Raw genomic sequence first — 23,016 nt, forward strand, 5'->3', positions numbered from 1 at the left:
ACAACGATGGGCCCGCGATACCCATGCGCCTTATCGAGTACTGTAGTGCAACTTGTTGTAAACAAACAGGCCAGTAACACGCTCATAAACACCACTAATTTTTTCACACTATTGACCTTATATTTTAAAAATTATTTAGCGCTAATAATGGGAGCTTTTAAATATTCTCTTCCTAGTCATTCAAAATCGATAAATAGGCAAGTTCTGCTAGTTTTTCTAAAGGTGACGTTGCATTAGACTCAGGCTTTTTAGCATGAACCGAGTAACGCCTTTTGGGAATTTTAACTTGAATAAAACCATGATTATTGGCCATATCAATACGCAGCATTTCACGCTCTTTTGGCGTTAAATGATTTTCATGTATTTTTTCAAGCTCGCCATGATCAAGCCAAATAGCCGCACAATTTGGACATTCGTCTATTTCAACCACTTTTAGTGGCGTGAAAAAGCGTCGCATCATCACCACGTCAGGGCACTTCGGGCAATTAATTCGCTTTGCTAAATCAACGCATTCTGTTGGCAGAGTTTGTAAATGAGCCACCAGCACTTGCGCTGGTTTTAAACTTGGATCGCTAAAGTGGAATATTTGTCGATTATCAAAAAATACACCACCGCTTTTTGATAAATACACGTTAACATCGCCAATGCTCACTGCTTCAAGTGCTGTTTTAGTACGCGGGCAAAACATAGACCTTCCTTGTTTTAAATTTAACTTAGCGCTTTTGTAATTATCGGTTTAAGCGGCTCAGGTAAGCTGATGTTACCAGCTAACACAAATTCATGTGCTTCGTTTGACATTTTTTGCCAAGTTTTACGAATAATACCCAACCATTTTTGCTCATCGTAATCAGGCTTGCTAGTTGCAAAATCAAGCATGTAATGTTCGATAAACACAAGGCTTGCGATATCTTCAATCAATTGGCTATCAGGGTTTCGCTTTATATTCTTTTTAGCCACGGCTGCGTATACACGCTCACATTCACTCGTTGAGTAACCAGCGGTTTTCATAAGGGCTGTTACACGCTCGGCATGAAAATCATATAAAGCAGTGCGCCATTGATAATAACCTTGCTTACCCATAGGGAAGTCACTGCGAGGAGAGCGCCAGCGTTCAATATGTTGGCCCCGTGCAGCAATATGCATTAGTTCATCGGCTTGCGGATTAAAACGGTTAAGCATATCGGTCATACGCATAGAATATAAAGATTCTTTAGCTAACGCTTGCCCAGCATGCTTAACACGATTGGGATCTGCAGCATTCGCTGCATCTATGGCTTCTATAACAGTTTGAGACATATAACATTCTCTAGGTGGTTTATAGCCATGATTATAATGAGCAACAACTACTTTAGCTACTTTACTCTAGCAAACAACTCTATTACAAACGAGTAAGGTCCATCGCGATGCTGTGCTTAGGCTTTTCAATCATTCGAAGTAACTCTTTGCCGTTAGAGCTTACAATAAACGTTGGGGTATAACGAAGGTCGTACTGTTTAGCTAAACCATCAGGGTCAAGCTTATCGTAACCAACCGCAATTAATTGGAGTGATCCCAGCTGTACACCCGAACCATCAAGTAACTTTAGTAAACGAGGCACTTCACGCTTAGAGTCATGACACCACGTACCTAAAAATATTAATACTTGCTTACCCTCCAGTGCTTTTATAGTCCTTAGCTCTTCTTCGCTCGGCGAGAATTCATCGTATTCTTCACTAAACGCAGGGTAGTCTTTAAGTAACACTTCGGTACTTATCTCACCGATGTATGGAGGGGTTCCTGCGAATGTCAGGGCAGAAAATAATAATGAAGCAATACAAATTAGTTTTTTCATTTTTTTGTTCTCAAAATATTTTCTTCACCATAACCAATTTAGCAACGACACTCCAGCAGGCATTGTACAAAGAATCGTTATTTTTGTAGGTTAGATTGGCATGAAAAGTAAAAACGAACTAATATATTAGAAATATCTAATATAAGGTTTTACTATGCTTGCTTTAAGAACAATTATGCTTTGTACTGTGTTACTTTCACCTAGCCTTTATGCAGAAACAAAATCAACCACTTTAAAAACCCAAGCAACTGAGCGAGCAACTGAGTTTGCTACCGCTCTTAAGTCAGCATTAGGAGCCGCAATCAAGCAAGGTGGTTTAGTTGAAGGAATTAACGTGTGTAAAATTCAAGCCCCAGCCATTGCCGAAAGCTTATCAAGCGGTGGCTGGACTGTAGCGCGTAAAAGCACTAAAAACCGTAATCCAAACAATCAACCAGATGATTGGGAAGCTGAAAAAATCACCCAATTACTCGAAATGCTCAGAAACACAGAAAGTATTGACAATGTGACTTTCTCAACAAGTAAAAATGGCCAATTCCGCTTTGCTAAAGCGATGAAAATCGCGCCAGTCTGTCTAAATTGTCATGGTCTAACAATATCACCAGAGGTAAAGCAAGCGCTTAGCAAACATTACCCAAATGATTTAGCCACAGGCTATCAGCCCGGTGATTTAAGAGGGATATTCTCTATTACCAAAACACTCGAAACACCTAAGCCATAAAATAGTGCTTCAAAAGAATAAAACTATAAAGAGCAATAAAGAAGTATATTTAATTGCTATCAAATAGTTACCGACAGAATGATGAAAAACTAAATAAACGATACGACCTCGTGTTAAATTTGGGACTCGCATCGTTTGCTCTTAAACATTAAAATATGCTTTTAAAATTAACCAAGGTGCCATTTATGTCTTTTCCTCCTTGCCCACTATGTAATTCTGAATACGTATATGAAGATCAAAACAATTTAGTATGCCCAGAGTGTGCTCATGAGTGGGATCCTAATGCTATTGATACCGATGATGTGATCAATGTAAAAGATGCTAATGGCACCTTATTGGCTGATGGCGACAAAGTAACTGTTGCGAAAGATTTAAAAATTAAAGGCAGCTCACAGGTGATTAAAATTGGCACCAAAGCTGTTGTCCGCCGTGTGTTAGATAAAAAAGACCACGAATTAGACTGTAAAGTTGATGGCGTAGGTGAAATGATGGTGACCGCTAAGTTTGTTAAAAAAGCCTGATCGCATCATCAAAATTGTTATATATTGCTGCGAATAATTCCGCAGCAATTTCAATAAGCTAACTTTATTAATAGCCGAATTTTTCAACAACTATCCCTGTAACTTGGCAATTTTCGCAGCTCAACTGCCAACCTGCTGCCCAAGTTGTTGCGCTAAACTTTCCTGCACAAAGTGGGCAAACCTCACCAATAAAAGTGCTGGGGGTAATACCTTTAGCTTGCTTAGAAAACGCTCTTAAAAACCAAAGAATATTATCATCGATACTGATTGTCAGATCATGGCGTAGCGTCTCGCAATATGCATTAAACACCGCTTGTTTATACTGTTTTTCGTGCTCAGCAGATTGACTGGCATAAGCACTGAGTGCGGTTTCGATGTCTTTTAGGCGCTCGGGCCATGCTTGCGCGTCTATATTTGCTTTGCAATCTAGCAGCTCATCAAGAGTGTAACTTGCATAGTTTGGTTCAAACATAATTGCCTCCTTGCTTTGAGTTATTAATTCTTTGGGTATAGCGTACCATTTTGCTTTATTTGTAAAAGCCATTGATCAAAAATATTGTTCGCGATACTCAGCTCTTCATCTGAAAGTGTCGGGTATTGTCTTTGCTCAAACCACGCATAACGATTATACACATCGTTATTTTGCGTGATTTCCATAATGAGTCGATTTAAAGCGTAGGCCTTTGCTGCACTATGCTCACCAACTTGTTCGCTGTAATACATGCTCGCTAAACTCATCAGCGCTTGTTCACTGCCCTGCTTCGCTGCTTGCTCTAAAAATACCGTTTTACGCTCTTTAAAACTATCACGATTTTTGATGAACTCGGCACGTGACAACTTCTCAGGAAATTGCGATTTCATATAAAATTCGGGAGTTAGCCCAGCAAACGTTTGCTGCGCATAAGCCGAGCCATTTTCTGCAGCCTCTGCCAAATAACTGTAAAAAGAACGCCGTGTTGCTAAATCCACTCCTTGGCAATACTCATATTTATCTAAAACACGACTTTGTATATCGCCAGCATCACTAAACTCATAGATTTCAGCCAATTTTACTTCAAGGGCCTGTTTATCTAAAGACGCACTAAAACAATACTTAAGGTTTTGCGCGATGAGGTAGTTAGCCTCCACATCACCTTGCTCAGTGCGTTGCTTTAGCTCTGTAAAATGGTCAATAAACACACCATCAAAACGCCAATTTGACGTGTTTTTGATAATAAGTTCACGGCTGTCATTTACCTCATTCCCTTGCTCAGCTGATTCATCAGCTAACAAACTCGTGTCAGGCTTTGTGGCAGGCATGCTTACTTGTGCATCAACTTGCTGCGTAGCTATTTTATTATTTAATGGTTCTGAACTGGTTGCAAATGGAGCAGTTGGTTGGGAAACGTAACTGTTAATAAATACTATACATACTAATGCCGTAGCCACAGTTAAAAGTGGCTTTTTTCGCTGTTTAATAAAGGCTAACCCAAACATAACAACCTACTTATCATTCTTGTTGCTAAGTAAGTTACAAGAAAACAATGATTAAAGCGAAACTTAACTGCGGTTTCGCTTCATTTGCATTGCATAACTACACAACTCAATTCAGTCTGTTGTTAGCAACCTTTATAGAACACTCATATGATAATGTTTAAAAGTCTTTAGGTTTACATTTACCTAGTAACATTGTTGTTGTCATTTTTGTAATATTCATCCAACTTGGATCTACAGCATAGCGTGACATACCTTTTGCCAAACCAGCCATCACTTCTTTGTTGGTGTACAACATATGCCCTGGTGACATAAAATCAGCATAAACAATCGATTTTTCAATATTTTCATAGCATAGCAAATTGCCAAAATGACCCTCGCCTGACACAAGCTCCTGCCCATGTTCATTACCACCCCAAGTTAAATATGGGTTTAAGAATACAAATGGAGGCATGGTATTTACGGCTACTGCTCCATATTTTAGTTCAGTAACAGCTTTCGAAAGGCTATGCTCATATTTTTTCTTTGCTTTTTCATCAATAATGATTGCACAACACAAAGTACCCAAAATCTTATCGTTACAAAAATTAACCGCCTTTGCTAAAAATTGCTCAGCGGTTGGTTCGGTATCCAATGCTGTTTCACTTAAAATCTGGCAAAACGCTTCATTGTGAATAGCAAAGCTATCGTGACCTACATCTGGTATTAACATAAAGTCTGCATTTTGATATTGACCATTTTCTGGCTGCAAAATTTCAGCCTCAGAATGGTTTTCTTTAAATTGAGCAAAGACTTCTTTTGACCCAGGATAGTATGTACCAACAGCAGGCGTATCACTCAAAATTGCTTGCCTTAATGCATCTAAAAACTGTTGTCTTTGTGGCCAGTTTTTACATGTAACAATTGTTTGTGTACGGCCACACACAGCACCGCCATTCATTTTTGCAATACTCACTATTTGCAGTGCTTGATGCTCTAGTTCTTTATCAGTCCAAGGCACTTCACCAGGTACGATAATACACGGGTTATTACCGCCGCACTCAGAGATTAAGGGTGCATGACTAGAGGCCATAATAGCCTTGGCAGTTGCAGCTCCACCTGTGAAAAAAATACGACCTATACGGGAGTCTTGAGTGAGTGCTTGCCCCTGATCAGGCTGCACAAAACTAATCGCTCCAACATCACATAATGGTTTAAATATTTTTGCCCAAACCACATCTGTTTTCGCGTTTATATGATGTGGCTTATGAACAACAACAGCATTTTCCATATACAGTGCTTTAATCACTTCTAAAGCCGAGCTGTAATTACCAGCACCTAGTACTGCGATAATTTCTACAGCTTTAGTTAATGGGTTAATTTGCTTAGGTTTACCTTTAATACGAATAAAATCACTGCGATCCGCATACATGATTTTATCTTTGGTCAACTGAGGAAATACTTTTACATCGTAGTAATCATCTTCAAGTTCATTTGTGCTTAACCCCGTCATCATTTTGCCATCAATAATTGATTGGTATAAATCGATACACGCAGATACTGCTGTTGCCATAGGTACAACTGTGTTCATTTGAGATTCGTCTTCATTGTAAAGAGGCTCAGCCAAAATCTCGTTTTTCATCGCGGCATCACTAGCTGCGAGTTCAGTCGCATACTGCGCAATATTCTCTCTTACTTTTACAAGCAAGCTCAATTTTGATTCTACTGGCATTGTTTGCCAATTACTTGGATCTAGGCTCTCTATAGCGTGTGATGCTGATTTTGCAATATCCATTAATTTTCCTTGTTAAGTTAGGGGGCAATTTGTCAGTATAGATGCTACAAGAAAACATGATATAAGCTTTAAAGAGTGATTATTTGTATGACTTTCAGCAAAAGTAATGAGTAAGGTTAGATAAAATGAAGGTAAGCAATAAAGCATGCTTACCTTTATAGGGCGTGTTCAGATTTAACTAAATTTGTTTTGGTAATTTAGTCGACACAAATGCGGTAATAACAATAAATAACAGTGAGATAGCCAAACAGGCTGCTAAGCCATAAAGCTGAAACACTAAGCCCGACAACACAGTACCCATTAAGCGTCCCATGGCATTGGCCATATAGTAAAATCCAACATCAAGTGATACGCCATCGGCATCAGCCATGCTAACAATTAAGTAGCTGTGCAACGATGAGTTAATCGCGAATAACACACCAAATAACATCAATCCGCCTACCAGCATTGGTTTTACAGCCCACTCAAAGCCAATAGCAAGGGTAATGGCTAAGGTGACTAAAGCAAGCAATGATGCCCACTTAACTGTTTCTGCACTTGGTGATGTTTGCTTGTTAAGCTTAATGATTTTAGGTGCAAAAGATTGCACAGCTCCATAGCCAATGACCCAACTCGCTAAGAAGGCACCCACGGTCCAGTGATCCCAAGCAAAGGCTTGCGATAAAAACACCGGAAGTGCAACTACAAACCAAACATCACGCGCACCAAACAAAAACAACCTTGCTGCCGACAAGATATTGATTGAACTACTTTTTGAAAATACCTCGTTAAACTTAGGTTTGTTTTTGGCTTTGCCTAAATCATTTTTAAGTGCATAAATACTAAAACACCACACCACCAGCAAGGTGGCAGCCATGGTTAGCATTGCGCCTTTAAACGACATTAATGTAAGAAGTAAACCACCTAAAAAAAAGCCCACACCTTTTAAGGCGTTTTTAGAGCCTGTTAGTATCGCTACCCATTTAAACAAGGTGCCTTCTTGGCCACTGGCAACCAGCATTTTAATTGAGCTTTTAGCACTCATTTTATTGAGATCTTTGGCAATACCCGACAGCGCCTGCGCCAACATCACATAGGCAACACTCAGCCATTCAGGAGGGACTGCCAACATGAACAAGGCTACAACCTGTATGGCAAGGCCAATGTTCATGGTTTTATTTAAACCAAGCCTTGCGCCTAAATAGCCGCCCACTAAGTTAGTGACAACACCAAAAATCTCATAAAATAAAAACAGCATGGCAATACTCAAAGGCGAGTAGCCAAGCGCATGAAAATGCAGTACCACCAACATTCTCAATGCGCCATCTGTTAGCGTAAATGCCCAGTAATTCCCGGTGACAATTAAGTACTGCTTTATATCAGCGGGAAGATTAGCCAAACGCGTCATTGCTTTAACCTTGTAGTGATAACGCAACTTTACGGGCAAGTTCGGCAGTGCGGTTTGCATAACCCCATTCGTTATCGTACCAAACATACAGCTTAACTTGTGTCTCGTTGACAACCATGGTTGATAACGCATCAACAATGCTTGAGCGTGGGTCGGTTTTGTAATCGATAGAAACAAGTGGCTTTTCTTCATAGCCCAAAATGCCTTTTAGCTCGCCCTCTGCGGCTTCTTGCATCCATTGGTTAATTTGCTCAGCAGTGGTCGGCTTTTCAACTTCAAACACACAGTCAGTGATTGATGCATTTGCTAATGGCACACGAACTGCGTGGCCGTTTAATTTGCCTTTAAGTTCAGGGAAAATATGTGTAATCGCTGTTGCAGAGCCGGTTGTAGTTGGAATTAAGCTCATGCCACATGCGCGAGCACGGCGTAAATCTTTATGCGGCGCATCTAAGATAGTTTGCGTGTTAGTGATATCGTGAATAGTGGTCATTGAACCATGTTTGATACCAATTTTTTCTTGCAATACTTTAACCACAGGCGCTAAACAGTTGGTAGTGCACGATGCTGCTGTAACAATATCATGCTGATTTACATCGTATAAATCATCGTTTACACCCATTACAATATTCAGCACACCGTCTTCTTTTACAGGGGCAGTGACAACAACTTTCTTCACACCTTGATCAAGATAGGCTTGCAGCAACTCGGTTTTTTTCATCACGCCAGAGGCTTCAATAACGATATCGCAACCAGACCAATCAGTGTCTGCAATCGTTTTATTTTGCGTAACGTTAATTTCGTGGCCATCGATGATCACAGCATTGTCGTTACTTTCAACCTCATGAGGCCAAATACCGTGCACCGAATCATACTTTAGTAAGTGAGCCAATGTAGCTGCATCACCCGCAGGATCATTAATTTGCACAAACTCAACGTCGTCCCATGCAAACGCTGCTCTTAGCGATAAACGCCCCATGCGGCCAAAACCATTAATGCCTACTTTAATTGCCATTGTTAAGCTCCTACTTTTTGAAAATTGTCGAAAAATGAACGTTGTACTGGGTTATGCAACGATTTAGGGCGAATAGTCTGCACTTGATTAACTATGTCATTTTTAGCATAGCCAAGCTCATGCATTAATAAACCAATAACTAAGCCTGTACGGCCTGAGCCGCCTTTACAGTGCACAGCCACGCTACCACCGCTTTTTATGATGGCAAGAATCTCGTTAAGGTGTTTGTTGAAAGCGAGACTAAACGCTTCGCTTGGCGCGTCATCATCGATAATAGGTAATTGAAACCAGCTGAGATCTGCTTGCTCACATTCGATTGCAAGCTGCTGCGCGCCATTTTTAACAAGCTCTTCATCGTACATTAGCGTAATAATGGCTTTTGCACCTGCCGCTTTTAAATCTGCTACAGACTGTGATAAGCCAACGCTTTTTGTGCCAGGGCAAGGGGTAAAAATAAATGCCCCAGTTTCTAGCTGTAAAATATCAAATGGATGTGATTGCATTATGATTCCCCAATTACTCTTTAAACCAATGTGTTGTTTTATTAACGATTGCAACCAACGACAGCATTACAGGTACTTCGACCAACACCCCAACAACGGTTGCTAATGCTGCACCCGAGTGCAAACCAAATAATGAAATAGCCACTGCGACCGCTAACTCAAAAAAGTTAGAAGTACCAATTAAACATGCAGGCCCTGCAATGTTGTGCTTAAGCCTAAGCTTTAACGCAATGAAATAGGTGATTGCAAAAATACCGTAGGTTTGCAAAACAAGCGGAATGGCAATCAGTACAATGTTAAGCGGTTGGGCTAAAATCGTGTTCGCCTGAAACCCAAATAGCAAGACCACAGTGGCCAGTAAACCAATAACTGAGTAAGGTTTAATTTTCTCTAAAAATGACTGCACAGCAGCCTCATTTTGTGCTGAATTATTAAGAGCTTTGCGTGTTAATACACCAGCAATAAGTGGCAGTAATACATACAGCACAACCGAAATCAACAGTGTAAGCCAAGGCACATGAATATCAGATACACCCAGCAATAACCCCGCAATAGGTGCAAAGGCAAAAATCATAATGATGTCGTTCATAGATACTTGCACTAAGGTATAATTTGCATCGCCTTTAGTCAGTTGTGACCACACAAACACCATTGCCGTACAAGGTGCAACACCAAGCAAAATCATCCCAGCAATATATTCTTGCGCCGTTTCAGGACTGACAAAATCAGCAAATAACCCTTCAAAAAATAACCAACCTAATGCGGCCATTGAAAACGGTTTGATAAGCCAATTAATGATTAAAGTGAGCATAAGCCCTTTTGGATTCTTACCGACTTCTTTAATCGTTGAAAAATCAACTTGCACCATCATCGGGTAGATCATTACCCAAATAAACAGTGCAACAACAATGTTTACATGCGCCACTTCGGCTTTCGCTATTAGCTCAAATAAAGGCGGAAACATCACCCCTAGCGCCACACCAATGGCAATAGCAGCAGCAACCCATACAGATAAATATCGTTCAAAAACACCCATTTTTAGTCCTTAATTGCAGCAACGAGCAACACGGGTTGGGCGATCATCGCCCATCGCATTTAGCCTTGCTAACTCGTTTTCTATGAAATTTGGTTCGTTTACCACGGTCGAGGTAATTGTTTGTTTCATCCACATAGGTAGAGTCGGGTTTAAAGAGTAAAACACCCACTGCTGGTGTTTTCTATCCGACAAAATGCCCTGCTTTTTAAGTTGCGCTAAATGCCTTGAAACCTTTGGTTGGCTCTGCTCGTTAAGTGCCGTCATTAGTTCGCATACGCAAACCTCTTGCTCAACAGCGATAAGCAATAAGCTTTTTAAACGAATATCATCTGCAAGCGCTTTATAAAATGTAGTTGGCGAAATCGATGCTGGTTTTTCTTTGTTATGGGATTGCACAAACTGCTTAATTCGCTCATTGATCTCTTGCAAGGTTTTTTCAAAGGCATGAGGTTCAGGGCGAGTTTTTGGATCAACAAAGTCCCAGCCTAAACAATGTGTGCCATCAACACGATTTGCACATTCTTTAGCTGCCTTGTCGCACAATGTAATGACATAATCAAAATGCAGGTTAGTTACATCATTTAAGTGCTTTGAGTGTAAGTCATCGGTTTTTAGGCCAAAATGCTCAATCGTAGCAAGCGTACGAGGGTCTACCGCATAAGGTTCTGTGCCCGCACTAAATACCTCAAACTCACCTTTACCATGATGTTTAAGCAATGCTTCAGCCATAATTGAACGGGCTGAATTTTCTGTACATAAAAAGAGGACTTTCACGGCTTACTCCATAATAATTTCGTTATATAATATTTTTGTTATATACCATTTGCAAGCTGAATTTTATAAATGGCGCGTTTTGCAATAACGATGGCGCGATCTGATGTCATGTGGCACCAATAGATGGCCTACCATGCATATAACAAAACAACAGCTCAAATTAATGGAGTACAAATATGACAGCAACAGCATTGATCACTGGCGCCTCAAACGGGATTGGTTTAGAACTTGCGCATATTCACGCACAGCATGGCGATAATTTAGTGCTGGTAGCTCGTTCAGAAGACAAACTGAATGATCTTAAGCAACAGCTTGAATCAAAACACAACGTAAAGGTTACGGTTATTACTGCCGATTTATCTAAGCCAGATTCAGCTGAGTATGTTTTTACACGTACTGAGGCACTTGGTTTGCACATAGATATTTTGGTGAATAATGCCGGCATTGGCGGACATGGCAAGTTTCATGAGCGTGATCTCAGTGCAGAACAAACGATGATGCAACTTAATATTGTGACATTAACAAACCTAAGCCACTATTACTTACAAGGCATGGTTGAGCGAAATCGTGGCAAAATTTTAAATATTTCGTCTACAGCTTCCTTTATGCCCGGCCCACTGCAAGCGGTATATTATGCAACGAAAGCGTTTGTGACTTCATTCAGTCAAGCAATTGCAGAAGAAGTAAAAGATAAAAACATTACGGTCACCGCGTTATGCCCAGGAACAGTAGCAACAGGCTTTGTTGAAGCAGGTGATCTACAAGGGGTGGATGCTTGGAAGAATGCTAAATCAGCGCATTCTGTGGCACTGTGTGGTTACAAGGCAATGCAAAAAGGTCAGTTAATTGCTTTTAATGAAGCGCCGCTTAAATTTATGCTCAATTGGGTGATCCCTTTATTGCCTCGCAAAACTGTGTTAAAAATTTCTCGTCAGTTTATGGAAAAAAGCGGAAACTAATATGAAACGAGCCAGCAAGTTTTTGATCCCTCCCAACTGGCAAGTATTACTCAATGATTTAGAAATCAACCTAAAAGAGGCACTGGCTTATGCCCAGTTGCCTTCAGGTTTATTCTCTCAAGATAAAGTATACTTAACACCCGCTCAATACTTCCAATTATGGCAGGGTGTAGAGACAGCAGCAAACGGCATTGAGTTACCCTTAAAACTTGCCGAAGTCATGACAATAGAATCATTTGACGTACCAATTTTTGCCGCGATTTGTAGCCCAAACTTAAATGCTGCTTTAGCGAGGTTACAACAGTACAAACCACTAATTGGCCCTATGGAGCTAGCACTTGAAATTACCAACACTCATACAAAAGCCCAAGTAAGCTGTTATGGTTTTATTGATACGCTGCCCAAGTGCTACAGCTTGGCTGAACTGGTATTTTTTACACAACTCACTCGCCTTGCTACTCGAAAACAAATTAACCCTGTTACGGTTATTGTGCCAGAGCTACCTGAAAAGCTCATGGAATACGAAGCCTACTTTGGTTGCCCGTTGAAAGTGGGGAGTACCCCTAGCGTGACATTTTTAGCAGAAGATGCAAAAGCGCCATTTTTAACCAGTAATCAGGTGATGTTGTCATGCTTTGATGGAGATTTAAAACGTAAGCTGCAAGATGTTATCAGCGAACAAAGCCTTACTGATAAGGTATCAAGTATTTTGTTTAAATCCCTACCTCAAGGGCAAAGTAACATTGAACATGTTGCCTCAGAGCTAGCACTAAGCAAACGCTCTCTACAACGAAAACTAACAGCTGAAAAACAAAGTTATCAAAAAGTCTTACAACAAGTACGAGAAGATCTTGCACAGCACTACTTAATGCAAACTGAGTTACCAATTATCGAAATCGCCTTTTTACTCGGTTTTAGCGAAACAAATTCGTTTGTTCGCGCATACAGTAGTTGGACGGGCGTTTCTCCCGCCCATAAGCGCACACAAGTGAGACACTAGTTTTTTGTTAAGCCAACTAAAAGCCTAGCTAAAGGCTGCTTAACAATAGCAGCCTTACTGGACACACCATAACCGATACGTAAAAGCTAATGTTTCTGCCTTAAATCTCTTTCAAATTCAGTTTCTGTTTTAACTGGATTGCAACGCGTTATAACTTCAGTTTTGCCAACTTTTTCAGGTTCATCAGAGCTATAAATCGTGGTGTTATAGCTTCGATCTATTTCCCCTGGGCAGTGATGTTCTGCGATTACTACATCCTCAAACTCACCCGTTTGCTGTTGTGAGGCGCAACCAGATAAAAGTAGTGCAATAAAGGTTACGGTGTATTTCATAACAAATCCTCTGTAAAAGTACGGGGCTGATTTTTTGGCACATTGTCTTGGCGTAACATCCATTTTGCTATGTCATCTTTACGCATAAACTTAACCCCTTTGTGCTGCTTTGCATAGGTTATAAAGTCGTCCAACGCTTTCACTCTGGCGGGAGTGCCCGCTAATCTATCGTGAGCACTGATAGACATCATCCTTCTACGTTGTTTGCCTTCTTTGTAGAGCACATCAAACTCGTCTTTAAGCTCTTGTAAATATGCCTTACCAGTCATGGCTGTGCTGCCAGTGTACCGAACTATATCGTTGTTTCTAAACGTGTATGGAACAACAACAATGTCGTCACTTCCAACAGGTGTTAGCGATGGCTCATCACGAGATAAATCGTCTATGTGGTAAATAAAACCTAATTCTTTAAGAATTTTGAGGGTATTTTTTGAATGCCTCATCCAAAAAGCGTTAAAGCCCACAGGCCGCTGCCCTGTTACTTTTTCAATGATATTTGCACTTTTTATGTATGACTGTCGCTCTTGCTCTTCACTCATAGAGTATTGAGGGGTCCATGTTTGTCCGTGCCCTGATGCTTCATGCCCGCGTTGAACCACTTCTTTTGCTAACTCAGGGTTTAACTCAACAGCTCTGCCAACCATGTGAGAGGTGACTTTAATATCATGCTTATCCCATAAATCTAGCAGCCTAGGAATGCCCTCGTTCATGCCGTATTGGTACCAAGAAGGCGAAATGGTGTCAGGATACCCAACCTCTTGCGGTGGAAACGGGCCCGGATCTGATTGTTCTTGCGCTGTGGCCTCAAACTGCATCGAAATAGAGATCACAAGTTGAGCATCATCAGGCCAAAATGCAGATGTTGCCTCCTTAGCCTGAGCAACACCTAAGCAACTTAGAAAAAACAGCGACGCAATTAAAATTGGCTTTAAAAATTTCATCATTTATTCCCCCTGAAATACTGGGTAGTCTGTGTAACCTCGCTCATCACCACCAAATAAAGTAGTAGGATCTGATATTTCATTCAGAGGTAAATTGTGCTCTAAGCGATAAGGTAAATCTGGATTTGCAATAAACTTTCTGCCAAATGCAACATAGTCAACTAAGCCTTCACCAATAAGTTTATCAGCCTTTGCTAATGTGTAATTTCCTGCAACCACTATTTTGCCACCAAAGCTTTCACGTAATTTAACTCTAAACTCATCGGTTACGAGGGGAGCATCATCCCAATCAGCTTCCGCTAAATGCAGATAAGCAATGCCAAGTTCATCAAACTTTTTAGCTAAATATAGAATGACATCGATTGCTTGTGGATCATCCATGCCTCTTTGTGTAATAAAAGGTGCTAATCGAATAGCCGTTTTTTCTGGGCCGATAGCTTGACTAATTGCAGTAATGATTTGCAGCGCGAACTTTGCTCTATTTTCAATATTACCGCCGTATTCGTCACTACGTTTATTTGATGTTTGTCTTAGAAATTGATCAATTAAATAGCCATTACCTGCATGTACCTCAACGCCATCAAACCCTGCTTCAATCGCATTTAAAGCAGCTTGTTTATAGTCTTGAACGATGCCCTTTATTTCATTGGTCGATAATTCACGTGGTGTAGGACAATCAAGCATTTGGCCTTCGCCATTTTCATCAACCACCCACACTTGCGCATTTGGGGCAATAGCACTTGGTGCAACCGGCAAGCCGTCTGGATGAAAGACACTATGCGACATTCTGCCAACATGCCATAACTGAGAAAAAATGAGTCCATTGTGCTGATGAACGGCTTGCGTTACTTTGCGCCATCCGTTGATTTGCTCTTCAGTATAAATCCCGGGGGTAAATGAGTAGCCCTTTCCTTGTGCAGAAATTTGCGTCGCCTCTGATACTATAAAACCCGCACTGGCTCGTTGCGCATAATATTCTGCCATTAGACTTGTCGGAATATCACCTGGTTGAGCCGTACGTGAACGAGTCATAGGAGCCATTACTATTTTATTTGCGGTTTTATGATGACCAATTTGGTCTGGATTAAATACTCTATTTTTCATGTGTGTACCTTTTAAATAAGCTCGCTGCGTGTAAATAAAATTTCTATTTTTAAGCCATCAGGCCCTTGAATAAACACTTGATGCTCATTCGCTGCCGGCACTTCCCGCTCAACGAATGGTATTGAAGTTGCTTTTAGCCGTGCTTTAACTTCTTGATAATCAGTTGCAAAGAAAGCAAGGTGGTCAACCGTTGATAAGCCAACTGCTTCTGTTGATACCGAAGCTTGGCTTAAGTAATCAGATTGCGATTCATTTATGCCAAACTTAGCTGCTATATGAATGCATGGCGTATCCAAGTCGTCATATAACCAAACACCATCAAAACCAAATGCTGGCCTTGGCCCCTTTTTAAGGCCTAAAGACGACTCTAAAAACTGAGCCATGTGCTGGATATTCGTTGCTAAAAGCAGAGCGTGATTAAGCTGCATTTCTATCTCCTTCAAGTGATGAAATGAGTTTAACTATTTTGACTAAATTTATAATTAGCCTTAGAGTTAAATCAGTATTCATTAAAACTGAAGAATAATGTCAAAAATTGATGATATGGCGCTTTTTGTTCACGTTGTAAAAGCGGGAGGGTTAGCCGCTGCGGGAAGAAAATTGGGGCTTTCGCCTGCAAGCATGACAGCACGAATTAATAAAATTGAGCAAAATTACGATACGCGATTATTAACGCGTAATACGCGCAGTATTGCCTTAACAGATGCAGGCGAACGTTTTTATAGTGGCTGTTTAAGAGTATTAGCAGAAGTCGAAAATACTGAAAACATACTTCAAGAGTCACAACAAAGCCTAAGAGGCCAGCTAAAACTCTCTGCAACATCTGACTTTGGTCGCCAGTTTGTTGCACCCGCATTAGCAGAATTCATCAATAATCACCCAAAGGTTAAACCGCATTTAGTACTGACAGATGGGGTTACCAATATTGTTGAGGAAGGTATTGATCTGGCATTTAGATTCGGCAATTTGCCTGATAGTAACTTGATTAGCCGCCCGCTATGTAATAACCGCCGTGTGCTATGCGCCTCACCTAGCTATATAAAATCGTTTGGCTTGCCAAGGCATCCCGAAGATTTAAAAAATCATCGTTGCCTTGTACTTGAGCGACTTGGGCAACCGCTAAATGACTGGCATTTTGAGGTAGATAACACGCACTTTTCTATTAAAGTAGCTCCCCACCTTTCATGCTCAGACGGTGAGGTGATCAGACGCTGGGCAAATCAAGGCCATGGCATAGCCTTAAAATCATACATTGATATCAAAAATGACCTCAAAACAGGCGACCTTATTTTGATACTAGATGAGTATGTTCGAGGCTTTAGCCACAGCGATAAAAAAAGTGTCGGCCTACAGGTGATATATCCGAGCAGGCAATTTCAACCTCGGCAAGTGAAAGCGTTTATAGAGTTTTTTGAGTGTTGGTTTAAAAATAAGTAAGCCGCCCAACAAAGTATGAGCGGCTTGGGTATTTATTAATTAACCACCAAATTGAATTCGCATGCCTGCATTAACGGTAAAACCGTCATTTCGAGACCATATATCAGTTGTCCAGCGTCCACTTGCAGCTTGCTCAGGCAAGGTGAGCGGATGTTCTTTTGTTTGACGAACGTTAAGTAAGTTCTCTGCGTTTACAAACCAGCTTACGTTGCCCGTGGTTATTTGACCTAACAGCCCCAAATGCCAATATGGTTTGCTTCGTTCAAGGTAAGGGTTGTCTTCAAGATGCTGAGTCCCAGTATAATAGGCTTCAAAACCAACTAGATGACTGCCATGCTCCTCCCACATTACAACCAGACCAGCCGAGTGCTCTGGTGTTAGAGTGAGTTTTTCGCGACCATACCCTGCCTGATTTTGCTTCGTTGCATCGGTATATAAATAGCTGCCGGTAAACTTAATATCATGCCAGCGATAGCGCATTAAAAACTCTGCGCCTCTGATTTGTGTTTGCCCTTGGCTGTTTACAAGTCGAACGGCTTTTTCACTGCCAACTTGAGAGGCTTCAAGCTCTGTAACATGCTCAATATTTGATGAAAACAACGTTATGCTGGTTTCTAAATTACCAGCAATGTAGCTAATATCGAATGAAGCTGTATCTGCTTGCTCTGCTTGTAAGTCATTAATGGGCTCAAGCTGTGATAAACCGACCTCATCAATTTCTTCAATAAAAGGAGTTGGTGCAAAATACCCTTTGCCATATGCACCTCTAAATAGCCAGTTTTCTGGATTATAGAGTACAGAAAGTCGAGGACTAAATTGATTGCCATACTCACTGTGATCATCTGCACGAGCACTCACTGACATTGATAAGTCATCCGTTGCTTGGTAATCAATTTGTGAAAACAGTCCTGGCACCTCATAACGATAATCAAACGCCGAAAATGTCTGTGAGGAAAACTGCTCTGTTTGATATGCAACACCTAGCAACCAAGCAGTATTGTGCAAATAACCTGACACACTCGACTCAAGTAAATAACTATTATGCTTATCTTGTTCAAATACCTGACCGTACTGGTGATCATGATCTTGTTCCATTGCTGAGCCACGAACATTTAAATCAAGTTCTTCAGCTAATGCTTGATCATAAACAAAACCTAAGTCTGTTCTGAGTGTATCTTGCTGCTGCACAAATGGCAGACCATCAGGCATTAAAGCCCCAGCTTCAGTGCCACCTTTACGCTGTTCTTTCATCCCTCCAAGAGTTAAGTAGAGGTTTTCTCCATTTTCGCCTTGATAGTAAAGCCTAGGCCTTGCAGTGACCCGTTCATACTGTGCCATATCTATCCAACCATCATCATCCAGATCCTGTTTTGCTTGATGATGAATGCCCGCCGTCAGAGAGCTTGCGAACGACTCATTGATCGGCGCCGATAAATAGGTTGTTACATCTTGACCATCTTTAGATGTCGCATTAAATAATACCTCGCCGCCAAACTCGTCGGCAGGTGTTCGCGAAATTAAGTTAATTACACCACCAAGTGCTGAACCACCATATAAAGATGAGGCAGAACCTTTAATTATCTCAACGTTTGCAAGATCAGTAGGTGGAATTTGTAAAAGGCCAATCGAAGCCGTTTGCCCACCATAAAGTGGCAAACCATCGCTTAGTAGCTGGGTATATCGACCATACAAACCTTGCAAACGAATATTCGCGCTGCCTAGTGATGGTGATGTTGTTTGCACCCTAACCCCCCCTGTTTCAGCAACTAACATCGAAATATTTCCTGGCCGCATTAATGCCTTTTCTTGAACCTCTTCACCGTTAATAATCTCTGTACGAGTAGCAGATTCTGTCACAATGCGCCCTAAACGTGACGCTCTGACCTGAATTCGCTCGATACTTTTTTCTTCATGATGATGTTCATCTTCATGTGCACTTGTATAACCAGCCGATGGCAATAGCAGTGTAACCGCGGCTAATTTAAATAGTCTTTGACGCATTTTTACCTCTTAGAATGCTTATTGTAATTACAAATAAATTTTCATTAACCAGCACCTATCGGCGAGCAAATGCCAACTTATAGGTTTTGGTTAAGAGGTAAAAATGGGTGGGCGATATAATTGCCGTGCAATTAAGTTGGGGGGTTGTTGCTGATCAATGAACCGAAAACCAGCAAAATAGGGCAGCTTAATTTTTTTAACTTCAAGGTCTAAATACAAGATTGGTGAGCATAAACTGGCTATGCAAGAACACCCTAATTCACAGCAATCGATATTGCAGCAATCATTAGTTTCACTCAGGCTGATTTGTTTGGTTGCGCTATCAAGTGCAGCGAGCTGATAAATATCTTCACTTTCACAAGGTAACTCAGACGGCGACGCAATAACCTGCCCTACAAAAGAGAGCAAAACACACATTATCACCAACCAAGTTGAACAAAGCTTAGACATTTAATTTAAATCTGAAATAAGTTACGGGTCATTGTAACACTCATTGCGCTTATTTTGCTTGTAATGTTAAGTAGTCACTCATCACTTTTTCAAGCTGGGCATAGTCTTTTTGCTGAGTAACAGCTCCTGCGACCACCACCTGCGTTGTTGGCTCATACATCACCAAAGTGCCCCAAAAGCCACCATGTTGATAAACCAAAGTGCCGTTATATTCTTTTGCAAATACACCTAAACGATAAGGGCTACCTGCAGGTAAACCTTTATTAGAGAGCATGAGTTTGAGCGTTTCTGGGTGTTTGAAAACCTGACCTGAAAATAAAGCATGATAAAATTTAGCCATACCGATTGGGCTTGCAACAAGCCCACCGCCACCGTATAAATCGACAGTTGGACTCCAATTAAAGGTGTCGGTGCCGTACAAGTATTGATGCACGCGACGAGACTCATCTACAGCAACTGAATCACCCCGTTCCCAGATCACATTTTCAATACGATTTTTGTCGAAACTTAAGTATTTACGAACCGCTTCAGGTAAGGGTAAATCTGTCACTCTTTCAATAATATGGCCGAGTAACACATATCCGGTATCTGAATATGAAAAAAGCTCGCCAGGTTTGCCAACTGGGTCGCCCCACTCTACACACCCTTTAATTTGCTCGCGCATCGTAATATCTTGCTGCGGATTTGCCATTATGCCAGCTAAATACTGATCGCTTTGAGCGTGATCGTATAGCCCTGCCGTATGACTCAGCACTTGCTTAAGCGTCATTTTATCAAGGGCATAGCCATCGCTTTCAAGAAGTGCAAAAAAGTCGTCAGAAATTAACTTATCAAGTGTTGTATCAAGATTTAATTTACCTTCTTCATGCAAACGTAGCACCGTTGCTGCAGTGAAGGTTTTAGTCACGCTGGCAATTCTAAATAAACTGTTGGGGTTAATAACTTGCGGCGCATTTTCTTTACTTTGCTTTACCGTTGAAAAAGCATGTCCATCATCAACAATCACATGAAGTGCAAAACCTGTAAGCGGTGTTTGTTGGTTTGCATTGAGAATTTGGCCCATTAAAGCGTGGTGAGTTTCGAGTGGCTTTGTAGGCTCAGCAGTCACTGGCAAAGCCATTAGTGATAGAGCAACAAATAAAGAGCTTAGCGTTTTTTTACTTGCTAGAGAGCACCGACGATCCATAACAGCTTCCTTAAAAAATGAATCCTTTATTAGCGCCTAAAACCAAAATAAGCGCGCAGTTAAGCAGCCTAATTACTACTTAACTGACATTAACAAACCGTTTTTGCGTTGTCGAATTAATAAGTTAACACTATTTTGTAAGCATATTCACAGCCATAATTACCAACAGCCCTGCAAAGATTTTCTTGATGGTAGACACAGGCAAATGATGCGTTGCTTTTGCACCTAATGGTGCGGTAAACCACGAAGTACACACAATGCCAAACAAGGCTGGTAAATAAACAAAACCGGCAAAGCCCTCTTTTAATGTAAAGTACTGACTACCCGAACTGATGTAACCCACAGATCCAAATAACGCAATGACAATACCGCAGGCCGAAGCACAACCAATGGCTTTTTTCATATCGACCGAGAAAAACGTTAGTAACGGCACAAGTACCGCACCACCGCCAATACCTATCATGGCTGATAGACCACCCGTGATGGTTGTATATAGTGTCAAAAGGCCTTTATTAGGTAGCGTTCGTGTTGATTGGCTGTCGTTTTTACCGCTGAAAATCATTTTTAATGCAATAAGCACCACACTCACAGCAAACACTATTCGCACCACATTTGCCGGTAATAGCGAAGCCAAAAAACCACTGATAAGTGCACCTAGTGCAACCCCAGTCATTACCCACGGAGCCAATTGCCAAGGCACATTACCATTTTTGTGGTGAGCAATAGCTGATGACGTTGAAGTAAAAAGAATTGAGGCGAGCGATGTAGCAATCGCCACCAGCACCACTTGCTCTGCGGGTAACACCTGAAAATGCAGCAAGATCATGCTTAATATAGGCACAATCACTAGGCCACCACCAATTCCTAACAGCCCAGCTAAAAAGCCAACCCCGCTACCAAGTATGGCGCAAGCGATAATAAGCACGATTAATTCATTCATTGTATTTGTCTGTGTTGTTGATTTGTGAAACCGAGTATAACAACAATAAAGTACGGGGTTGCTCTCAAAAGTAGGGTTAAGTAGTGAATATTACTCACGTTTTATATGAAATTACTGCAACTTCAATATGCAACTTTAGAAATCTAGACGTCCAAAATAACTTTAAAGTATTTTTTCACTAGTCGTTCCTAAATGTTTTACTAAAACAGCAAATATGCATGAATCTGCCTCATGTTTTACCTGAAATTAAAACGTTTTTCTTCATGGTGATGACCACGTATAAATAGATACCCAAGCCACCTCAAGATGCAGAATTCAGCGTTTCACAGGTGCTTAATATCAAGGCGTTACTTTGCAAGAATGGCAGTCCCTTTTAAGAAGTAACAACGATGAGAGTGAGTGCCTGTGAAGCGCCCAAAGGGTTGGTTTAAAAGCGATTTATACTGCGTTATTGATTTTAACAATAGAACCACTATTACTTGCAACCAATGCCTTGTCTAAATCGCTTTTAATTCCAACTGAAACTCGCATCTTGAGGTGGTTTGGGTATTTTACGCTGCAGAGCAACCTAAGGTTAATGACCTAGCGATTTAAGGAAGGTGAGCAGCAATCATTTATCTCAGGACTTTTGGATACATTGCCATGAACAACGATTTCAGATTTAAAATTAAAAGCATTAGCCTCGACGAAAATTATCATCCGTCAAATAGCACGCGACTGACTACAAACTTTGCGAACCTAGCTCGCGGTGAAAGTCGCCAACAAAATTTACGTAATGCATTAAAAATGATTGATAGTCGCTTTAATGCGCTAGCAAACTGGGATAACCCGCAAGGCGACCGCTACTCCGTTGAGCTTGAGATCATCTCTGTTGATTTAGAAATTGCACAAAGCACAGAGGCATTCCCGTCAATTGAAGTACTAAAAACTAATATCATTGATCACCAAACTAATGAACGTATCGAAGGTATTGTTGGTAATAACTTTTCATCTTACGTGCGCGACTATGATTTTAGCGTACTGCTGCTTGATCATAATAAAGCGAAAAGCGAATTCAGCATTCCCGAAAACTTTGGTGACTTACACGGTAAACTCTTTAAATACTTTATTGATTCAGAGACTTACAAGCAGCACTTTAAAAAGCCACCGGTTATTTGTTTAAGCGTGTCTGATAACAAAACGTACCATCGTACAGAAAACCAACACCCAATTTTAGGAGCTGAGTACCTACCAAATGAGTCGTCATTAACCGAGCAATACTTTAAAAAAATGGGCTTGCAGGTGCGCTATTTTATGCCACCAAACACAGTTGCTCCGCTGGCGTTTTATTTCTTTGGCGACTTGCTAAACGATTACACCAACTTAGAGTTGATCAGCACGATTAGCACCATGGAAACATTCCAGAAAATCTACCGCCCAGAAATCTATAACGCCAATGCCGTGGCGGGCAGTTGCTATCAACCAAATTTAAGAAACGCCGATCACTCGATCACGCAAATCGTCTACGACCGTGAAGAGCGCAGTCAACTAGCGATTGCGCAAGGTAAATTTACAGAGCAACACTTTATTAAGCCTTATCAGTCAGTACTTGAAAAATGGTCTGCCAATTACGCAATTTAATGAGAGTAAAA

General features: G+C 40.9%; 24 protein-coding genes. 6 read left to right on the forward strand and 18 right to left on the reverse strand.

All coding sequences use genetic code 11. The annotated features are described in order from the left end of the window. Positions 1–172: 172 nt before the first annotated feature. From ISP07_RS15970 to ISP07_RS15980, 3 genes are all read right to left on the reverse strand, one after another. Positions 173–688, reverse strand: coding sequence for a zf-TFIIB domain-containing protein (locus ISP07_RS15970; RefSeq protein ID WP_054553516.1), 516 nt, complete (start codon positions 686–688; stop codon positions 173–175). Between the two features lie 20 nt (positions 689–708). Beyond that, a complete protein-coding gene (locus tag ISP07_RS15975) occupies positions 709–1,296 on the reverse strand; it encodes a DUF4202 domain-containing protein (RefSeq protein WP_194441235.1) in 588 nt (195 codons plus the stop codon). 82 nt (positions 1,297–1,378) lie between these two features. After that, positions 1,379–1,831, reverse strand: a complete 453-nt coding sequence (locus ISP07_RS15980) for a TlpA family protein disulfide reductase (RefSeq protein ID WP_209328195.1) — start codon at positions 1,829–1,831, stop codon at positions 1,379–1,381. A gap of 154 nt (positions 1,832–1,985) precedes the next feature. Between ISP07_RS15980 and ISP07_RS15985 the strand changes: the two genes are divergently transcribed. Beyond that, positions 1,986–2,552 carry a Tll0287-like domain-containing protein gene (locus tag ISP07_RS15985; RefSeq protein ID WP_209328196.1) on the forward strand — a complete coding sequence of 189 codons (567 nt, stop codon included), beginning with the start codon at positions 1,986–1,988 and terminating at the stop codon, positions 2,550–2,552. Between the two features lie 185 nt (positions 2,553–2,737). Then, positions 2,738–3,073 carry a zinc ribbon domain-containing protein YjdM gene (locus ISP07_RS15990; RefSeq protein ID WP_209328197.1) on the forward strand — a complete coding sequence of 112 codons (336 nt, stop codon included), beginning with the start codon at positions 2,738–2,740 and terminating at the stop codon, positions 3,071–3,073. 67 nt (positions 3,074–3,140) lie between these two features. Here the strand turns inward: ISP07_RS15990 and ISP07_RS15995 are convergent, their stop codons facing one another. The 8 genes from ISP07_RS15995 to ISP07_RS16030 all read right to left on the reverse strand — a co-directional run bounded on the left by ISP07_RS15995 (position 3,141) and on the right by ISP07_RS16030 (position 11,035). Next, entirely contained in the window at positions 3,141–3,545 is a 405-nt protein-coding gene (locus tag ISP07_RS15995; RefSeq protein WP_209328198.1) for a hypothetical protein, read from the reverse strand. Positions 3,546–3,568: 23 nt separating this feature from the next. Next, complete coding sequence (locus ISP07_RS16000) at positions 3,569–4,549, reverse strand: hypothetical protein (RefSeq protein WP_209328199.1); 981 nt, start codon at positions 4,547–4,549, stop codon at positions 3,569–3,571. Between the two features lie 157 nt (positions 4,550–4,706). Next, entirely contained in the window at positions 4,707–6,320 is a 1,614-nt protein-coding gene (locus ISP07_RS16005; protein ID WP_209328200.1) for an aldehyde dehydrogenase family protein, read from the reverse strand. Between the two features lie 178 nt (positions 6,321–6,498). Further along, entirely contained in the window at positions 6,499–7,707 is a 1,209-nt protein-coding gene (gene arsJ / locus ISP07_RS16010; protein WP_209328201.1) for an organoarsenical effux MFS transporter ArsJ, read from the reverse strand. A gap of 4 nt (positions 7,708–7,711) precedes the next feature. After that, positions 7,712–8,722, reverse strand: a complete 1,011-nt coding sequence (locus ISP07_RS16015; RefSeq protein WP_209328202.1) for an ArsJ-associated glyceraldehyde-3-phosphate dehydrogenase — start codon at positions 8,720–8,722, stop codon at positions 7,712–7,714. A gap of 2 nt (positions 8,723–8,724) precedes the next feature. Beyond that, positions 8,725–9,225 (reverse strand): dual specificity protein phosphatase family protein, encoded by a 501-nt coding sequence (locus ISP07_RS16020; RefSeq protein WP_209328203.1) that lies wholly within the window; start codon positions 9,223–9,225, stop codon positions 8,725–8,727. Between the two features lie 13 nt (positions 9,226–9,238). Next, positions 9,239–10,261 (reverse strand): ACR3 family arsenite efflux transporter, encoded by a 1,023-nt coding sequence (gene arsB / locus ISP07_RS16025; protein WP_209328204.1) that lies wholly within the window; start codon positions 10,259–10,261, stop codon positions 9,239–9,241. 9 nt (positions 10,262–10,270) lie between these two features. Continuing rightward, positions 10,271–11,035: a metalloregulator ArsR/SmtB family transcription factor gene (locus tag ISP07_RS16030; protein ID WP_209328205.1), complete on the reverse strand. Its 765-nt coding sequence runs from the start codon at positions 11,033–11,035 to the stop codon at positions 10,271–10,273. Between the two features lie 176 nt (positions 11,036–11,211). Here ISP07_RS16030 and ISP07_RS16035 point away from each other — a divergent pair, with 176 nt between their 5' ends. Together ISP07_RS16035 and ISP07_RS16040 are read left to right on the forward strand one after the other, a co-directional pair. Continuing rightward, complete coding sequence (locus tag ISP07_RS16035; protein ID WP_209328206.1) at positions 11,212–11,994, forward strand: SDR family NAD(P)-dependent oxidoreductase; 783 nt, start codon at positions 11,212–11,214, stop codon at positions 11,992–11,994. A gap of 1 nt (position 11,995) precedes the next feature. Continuing rightward, a complete protein-coding gene (locus ISP07_RS16040) occupies positions 11,996–12,994 on the forward strand; it encodes an AraC family transcriptional regulator (protein WP_209328207.1) in 999 nt (332 codons plus the stop codon). A gap of 86 nt (positions 12,995–13,080) precedes the next feature. Here ISP07_RS16040 and ISP07_RS16045 read toward each other — a convergent pair whose 3' ends face one another. From ISP07_RS16045 to ISP07_RS16060, 4 genes are read right to left on the reverse strand one after another with little or no spacing between them, the layout of a single operon-like run. Continuing rightward, positions 13,081–13,326, reverse strand: a complete 246-nt coding sequence (locus ISP07_RS16045; RefSeq protein WP_209328208.1) for a hypothetical protein — start codon at positions 13,324–13,326, stop codon at positions 13,081–13,083. Further along, positions 13,323–14,270, reverse strand: a complete 948-nt coding sequence (locus tag ISP07_RS16050; protein WP_228290652.1) for a polysaccharide deacetylase family protein — start codon at positions 14,268–14,270, stop codon at positions 13,323–13,325. The genes ISP07_RS16045 and ISP07_RS16050 overlap by 4 nt, the downstream gene beginning before the upstream one ends. Continuing rightward, positions 14,271–15,371 (reverse strand): alkene reductase, encoded by a 1,101-nt coding sequence (locus ISP07_RS16055; protein ID WP_209328209.1) that lies wholly within the window; start codon positions 15,369–15,371, stop codon positions 14,271–14,273. 11 nt (positions 15,372–15,382) lie between these two features. After that, the gene (locus tag ISP07_RS16060) at positions 15,383–15,799 is read right to left on the reverse strand and encodes a lactoylglutathione lyase (protein ID WP_166338370.1); all 417 of its coding nucleotides are present in this window, start codon (positions 15,797–15,799) and stop codon (positions 15,383–15,385) included. 97 nt (positions 15,800–15,896) lie between these two features. Between ISP07_RS16060 and ISP07_RS16065 the strand changes: the two genes are divergently transcribed. Then, positions 15,897–16,808 (forward strand): LysR family transcriptional regulator, encoded by a 912-nt coding sequence (locus ISP07_RS16065; RefSeq protein ID WP_209328210.1) that lies wholly within the window; start codon positions 15,897–15,899, stop codon positions 16,806–16,808. Between the two features lie 39 nt (positions 16,809–16,847). Here ISP07_RS16065 and ISP07_RS16070 read toward each other — a convergent pair whose 3' ends face one another. The 3 genes from ISP07_RS16070 to ISP07_RS16080 all read right to left on the reverse strand — a co-directional run bounded on the left by ISP07_RS16070 (position 16,848) and on the right by ISP07_RS16080 (position 21,385). Continuing rightward, positions 16,848–18,809, reverse strand: a complete 1,962-nt coding sequence (locus tag ISP07_RS16070; RefSeq protein WP_209328211.1) for a TonB-dependent receptor plug domain-containing protein — start codon at positions 18,807–18,809, stop codon at positions 16,848–16,850. Between the two features lie 499 nt (positions 18,810–19,308). After that, positions 19,309–20,445 (reverse strand): serine hydrolase domain-containing protein, encoded by a 1,137-nt coding sequence (locus ISP07_RS16075; RefSeq protein WP_209328212.1) that lies wholly within the window; start codon positions 20,443–20,445, stop codon positions 19,309–19,311. Positions 20,446–20,575: 130 nt separating this feature from the next. After that, positions 20,576–21,385, reverse strand: a complete 810-nt coding sequence (locus tag ISP07_RS16080; RefSeq protein ID WP_209328213.1) for a sulfite exporter TauE/SafE family protein — start codon at positions 21,383–21,385, stop codon at positions 20,576–20,578. 642 nt (positions 21,386–22,027) lie between these two features. Between ISP07_RS16080 and ISP07_RS16085 the strand changes: the two genes are divergently transcribed. Next, the gene (locus tag ISP07_RS16085) at positions 22,028–23,005 is read left to right on the forward strand and encodes a DUF1852 domain-containing protein (protein WP_209328214.1); all 978 of its coding nucleotides are present in this window, start codon (positions 22,028–22,030) and stop codon (positions 23,003–23,005) included. Positions 23,006–23,016 lie beyond the last annotated feature (11 nt).

It is taken from the genome of Pseudoalteromonas sp. PA2MD11 (assembly GCF_017808125.1).
Taxonomy (GTDB): Bacteria; Pseudomonadota; Gammaproteobacteria; order Enterobacterales; family Alteromonadaceae; genus Pseudoalteromonas; species Pseudoalteromonas simplex.